This is a genomic window from Pseudomonas sp. GM24, assembly GCF_000282235.1.
Taxonomy (GTDB): Bacteria; Pseudomonadota; Gammaproteobacteria; order Pseudomonadales; family Pseudomonadaceae; genus Aquipseudomonas.
In genome coordinates this window covers 1-5210 of sequence record NZ_AKJR01000336.1, presented here as the reverse complement: position 1 = coordinate 5210, position 5210 = coordinate 1, and the positions used below count along the sequence as shown (strand labels likewise).

Below are 5210 nucleotides of genomic sequence, written 5' to 3'. Positions count from 1 at the left end.
TGCCGAAGGCTGCGATCTTTTGATGTTGTTTTCAAGATCAAAAGATCGCAGCCTTCGGCAGCTCCTACAGGGGGGATGTGTGTTGTGTCAGGCAGGTTCAGCTTCAGTGGCGTAAGCCTGTTCCAGCAGTACGGTGAAGCGGTTGAACGCGTCGATCGCGCCTTGCTCCACTTCAGCTTCTTCTTCAGCAGTGAACTGCAGCGAATCGAGGGTGCGCACGAAGCTTTTCCAGCCTTCGGCACGGCCACCTTCAGGCTCACCCAGGTGACGGGCACCGAAGGTTTCGCTCAGCTCCAGCGCCACCGCGCGTTTGATCAGGAATGCCGCACCGAGCTTCGAACCTTCGGAAACAAAGATCCAGCCCAGAGCACGAGCCTTGCTCGGGTTTTTCACCGCGCCTGCTACCGGGGCCGGTACTTCGGTTTCCAGGTCCGCGAGGTCAGCCTTGGCCGCTTCGGCGCGGCAACGGGCCGGCAGATCCGGGACGATGGCGGTCAGTTCAGCGTCGTTGTACAGATCGACCAGTTCCGACTGGAACAGGTACTGCGCGACGACGAAACGGGCGAAATTGGCGCGGGTCTCGAACGGCGCGTGGGCTTTGACCAGGGCGTCGAGCTTGCTGTGCGGCTCGTGGGTGATCTGGTTCAGGCGTTGTGAACGCAGGGCTTTTTCCGATGTGCTCATGACATGTCCTTGATAAAAGAGGCGCTTGATAACGAGACGAACAAGGCGACGTGCAAGCGTAAAAAAACCTCACTGCGCGGTGCCTGAACACGCGCAGTGAGGTCGACCGGATCAGATGTCCCAGATCAGATTGATCGCGAAGTTGCGACCCGGTTGGGTCAGGCGATCGAGGTTGGCCGGTTGCGTCACCGACGCTTCGCCGACGCTGTCGTAACCGCGCACGTCATCCCACAGCCAGTATTTCTTGTCGGTCAGGTTGTAGATGCCGCCGCTGACGGTGACGTCGTCGGTGACTTTGTAATAACCGGCCAGATCAAGAATGCCGAAGCCCGGGGTTTTGAACTGGCTGCTGACGCCATCGGGCGACTTGAAGTTGCTGTCGTCGACGCGATCCTTTTTCTTCACCACGGTCCAGCTCAGCAGGCCGCCGTAGTTGTCCTGGTCGTAACCCAGACCGAACACGCCAGTCAGCGGGTTGACGCTGTTGATCGGCTCGCCGTTGTCGTTGTTGCGACCGTAGGCGTAGGCAATCGAGCCTTGGGTGTACAGGCCTTGCGGCGCGCCAAACGCATCCAGATTCAGACGACCTTTGACTTCCGCACCCTTGATGGTGGCGTGCTTGATGTTGGCCGACTGGAAGGTCAGTTCGTTGCGGCCCGGGGTCACGGCGTCTTCGTTAATGAAATCGCGGTACTTGTTGTAGAACACCGCTACGTCGAACGAACCTTGTTCGAAATTGCCGCGCAGACCGGTTTCATAGCTTTTGCTTTTTTCCGGTTCCAGGTCGGGATTCGGCGCCACGCTGTAACCAGTGGTGGTGTTTTCGAAGCGGCCATACAGGGCTTTCGCGGTCGGGGTGCGGAAGCCTTCGGCGTATTGACCGTACCAGGTGTAGTTTTCGGTCAGGGCGTAGGTCAGGCCGAATTTCGGCGAAACTTTGTGCCAGGTCTTGTTCTTGTCGCTGACCGTGCCTTGGCCGTCAGCCGCCACGGTGTTGAGGAATTCCTGGGTGATGTGCGGCTTGAGCTGGGTGTAGTCGTAGCGCAGGCCCGGCAGGAAGGTCCAGTTGTTCCAGCTGATCTGATCCTGAGCGAACACGCTGTAGGTGTTGATGGTCGGGTCCGGGAAGTCGGTGGCTTTGGCCAACACGTCCGCGGTACTGGTCGCGCCGATGGCGGTGCAGCCACGACCGACGGCCAGGCAAGTGCCGTTGCCGCTGCGCGAGCCGGTGACTTTCTGTTGCTTGATGGTGGTGCCGTAAGTCAGCACGTGATCGGTGGCGCCGAGGGCGAACGCCTTGTCCAGCTGCGCGTCGAACACCCACTGTTTCTCTTCGTAAATCGTGTCGCGAGTACGCAGCACTTTACGGGTGATCGGGTAGTAGAACTCGGTGGTGCTCTGGTCGGTCTTGGCGATCTGGTGGTTGAGGCTCCACTTCACGTTATCGACCAGCAGGCTGTCGAGGGCGAACGAGTGCTCGATGCCGAAACGCTCACGGGTGATCGTGTCGTTGCCGGTGCGCCACTGATACATGCCGCCGGGCAACACGCTGTCGGGGATGGTCGGGGCGCCGTTGAAGTACGGGCCACCGTAAGCGCTTTTCTGATCGGTGTCGCGATCGTCCTTGTACTTTTCGTAGGTCAGGCCCAGACGCGAATCTTCGTTGTAGTTCCAGCCGATCTTGGCCAATACGTTGTAGGCGTTGACGTCTTCCGGGTTGGCGGCGGTGCGCTCAAGGCCGGTGCCATTGTTGCTGCCGTAGGAATCGGTCTCGTGCCCGTCGCGCTGGCTGTAGTGCAGCAAGCCGTCGAACTGGTCGGCGCGGCCGGCAACGGTGGCGGACTTCAGCCAGCTGTCATCGGCCGAGCTGTAACCGCTTTTCAGGCGCGCACCGACGTCTTTGCCTGGCTTGATGATGTCGTCGGCATCGAGGGTGTAATAGCTGACGGCGCCGCCGATGGCGTTGCTGCCGTACAGCACCGAGGCCGGGCCCCGGAGGATTTCCACGCGTTTGACGATTTCCGGGTCAACGTAATTGCGCTGAGTCTTGGCGTACGGACCGTTGAAGAAACCGTCCGGGACTTCGACGCCGTCAACCTGGGTCAGGATGCGGTCGCCATCGATACCGCGAATGTTATAGCCGCTGATACCGCCACGCTGACCGGCGCCGCCCACGGAAACACCCGGCTCGTAACGCACCAGATCCTTGATGGTGTTGACGTTGTTGCGGTCCAGATCCTGACGGGTCTGCACGGTGACGGTGGCCGGTACGCTGTTGACCGACTGCTCCTGGCGGGTGGCGCTGATGGTCACCTGATCCAGATTGAGCGTGCCACTGGCGTTGCGCTTTTCCAGCACTACGTTGTTGTTGCTGATTTTGCGGAAGCTCAGGTTGGTCCCCACCAACAGGCGCTCCAGGGCTTTTTCCGGGGACAGCGAGCCACGCACGCCCGGCGAAGACACACCCTGACCCAGTTCTGCCGGCAAGCCGACCTGCCAACCGGTCACGGCAGTGAAGGCGTTGAGCGCCGACACCAGTGGCTGCTGGCCGATGGCGAACGAGTAATCGCCCATGTTGCGCGTCGGTTGCTCGGTGGCAGCCATCAGCGGCGCGGTGCCGGCCATCAGGATGGCCGCGGTCAGCAGCGACAAGACGCGGGAAGGGGAGGAAGTCTGGCGGGTAAGGCGTGAGGACATCGATAGCGCTCCGTGTCGCACGAATCTTTATAGGGGCTGATTGGCTTCGCGTGTTGCGAATCAATTGCGTTGGCTATAACGAGACGTACTGACGTTGGCTATCGAGTAAAAATAATTCTCATTTAGTTCAGGATGACCACGGCGGGGAATTCTTTCAGTTGCGCCGAGGTGATGTGCGCGAGGGAGCGAACCACGTCGAGTGGCTGATCGAGGCGGTAATTGCCGGTCACAGCGACGTCGGCCAATTGCTCGTTGGTGTTGATGATCCAGCCTGGATAGTAGCGGCGCAATTCGGCCAGCACCTGATTCAGCGGGCAGTTCTCGAACACCAAGCGACCTTGCACCCAGGCCAGGTCAGTGTTGACGTCGAGTTTGGCCGGGCGGTCGAAACCGTTGGGGCCGATACGAATACTCTCACCGGCCTTAAGACGTACGCGAGCGTCGTTATGCGTTGCCTGTAGATCGACATCGCCGCGCTGCACGTTGACCTGCGCCACGCCATCGAGATAACGCACCGCGAATGCGGTATCGCGCACGCTGGCGCGGACCGGGCCGGCATCGATTTCCAGCGGTTGACTGCGGCCGCTGGCGATCTCGAAAAACGCTTCGCCCTGAAACAACCGGGCAACGCGCTGCTGATCGTTGATGGTGCTGGAAAATGCCGAATTGGTATTGAGCAGGACTTTCGAACCGTCCTCCAGTTGCAGGCGCTGGCGCTCGCCGACCACGGTCAGATGATCGGCCTGAATGCGCATCGGCAGATTACTGAAACTGAACAAACCGAGGATCAGCACGGCGGCGGTGGCCAGCGGTTTCCAGTGTGGACGCAGACGCTTGAGGAAAGTGACCTTCGCAGGTTTGGCCGCCAGGCTTTGCGCGCACTGGGCGATTTGCGGGCCGTCCCAGATCGCCTGGGCCTTGGCGAACGCTTCGGCATTCAACGGATCGGCCGCCAGCCAGGCATGAAATTGCCGGGTCTGCTCCTCGTCCGGACTGCCGAGCACGATGAGCCAGTCCAGAGCCTGGTCCATTGCGTTGGCAGCGTCCTGCACCGAATCCGGCGAAGGCGAGCGGTGGGTGTCCGTCACGGTGTTTCCTCGGCAGTGTCTGCGCACGGCTGTTTTTTTAAGTGAAGCGTAAAAGTCGGGCAAGGGTAACAAAGCCCACTGATCCGTGCAGGCGATCCTGGCACTTACAGAAAAGCCCTACAACTTCAGTCGCCATTCAGACGTTCGGCGACGCCGATACAAATGGTCATGATCAGCTTCAGTTCTTTCTGCACGGTGCTGAGGGAAACATTCAGCTCATCGGCGATTTCCTGATAACTGTTCCCGTGCAGACGGCTGAGGATGAAAATCTGCTGCTGACGGGGACTGAGTTGACTGAGGCTCACGTTCAGGCGCTCCAGCATCTGTTCGGCGTGGGCGGCATCTTCGGCGCTGCTGGCGGGTGCGGCGACGCTGTGCACGACATCCTGCGGCACGTCATCGACCATGGTTCGCGAATGGATCTTGCGCGCACGCAAATGATCCAGCGCCAGATTGCGCGCGGTCTGGAAGACAAAAGGTTCGAGGTGATCGATGGCCCGTTCGCTCAACGCCCGCGTCACGCGCAGGTAGGTCTCCTGCAGCAGGTCTTCAGCGGTGCTGTGATTGTTGACCATCCGTTCCAGCGTACGCAGCAGCGAGGTGCGCTGGGTGAGGAAGACGTGGTTGAAGCGCGATTGACTCACGGGAGGACCTGATCGATTTCAAGCGAATGATAATGCTTATCATCTAGTTGAATGGTCAAGTATTGTTTTGTGATCGACGCAGATAAATGTAGGAGCT

The 5210-nt window shown here is 59.8% G+C and carries 4 protein-coding genes; all 4 read right to left on the bottom strand.

The window, feature by feature from the left end; all coding sequences use genetic code 11:
* Positions 1-87: 87 nt before the first annotated feature.
* The 4 genes from PMI23_RS27955 to PMI23_RS27940 all read right to left on the bottom strand — a co-directional run bounded on the left by PMI23_RS27955 (position 88) and on the right by PMI23_RS27940 (position 5113).
* On the bottom strand, positions 88-684 hold the full coding sequence (locus PMI23_RS27955; RefSeq protein WP_007917896.1) for a biliverdin-producing heme oxygenase: 597 nt from the start codon (positions 682-684) through the stop codon (positions 88-90).
* Between the two features lie 111 nt (positions 685-795).
* Complete coding sequence (locus PMI23_RS27950) at positions 796-3381, bottom strand: TonB-dependent receptor (RefSeq protein WP_007917895.1); 2586 nt, start codon at positions 3379-3381, stop codon at positions 796-798.
* Between the two features lie 122 nt (positions 3382-3503).
* Positions 3504-4469 (bottom strand): FecR family protein, encoded by a 966-nt coding sequence (locus tag PMI23_RS27945; RefSeq protein ID WP_007917894.1) that lies wholly within the window; start codon positions 4467-4469, stop codon positions 3504-3506.
* A gap of 125 nt (positions 4470-4594) precedes the next feature.
* The gene (locus tag PMI23_RS27940) at positions 4595-5113 is read right to left on the bottom strand and encodes an RNA polymerase sigma factor (RefSeq protein ID WP_007917886.1); all 519 of its coding nucleotides are present in this window, start codon (positions 5111-5113) and stop codon (positions 4595-4597) included.
* Positions 5114-5210 lie beyond the last annotated feature (97 nt).

What these genes read in the sequence shown, in the direction of transcription:
- PMI23_RS27955 (WP_007917896.1), bottom strand. Translation starts at nt 684, where the DNA reads ATGAGCACATCGGAAAAAGCCCTGCGTTCACAACGCCTGAACCAGATC.
- PMI23_RS27950 (WP_007917895.1), bottom strand. Translation starts at nt 3,381, where the DNA reads ATGTCCTCACGCCTTACCCGCCAGACTTCCTCCCCTTCCCGCGTCTTG.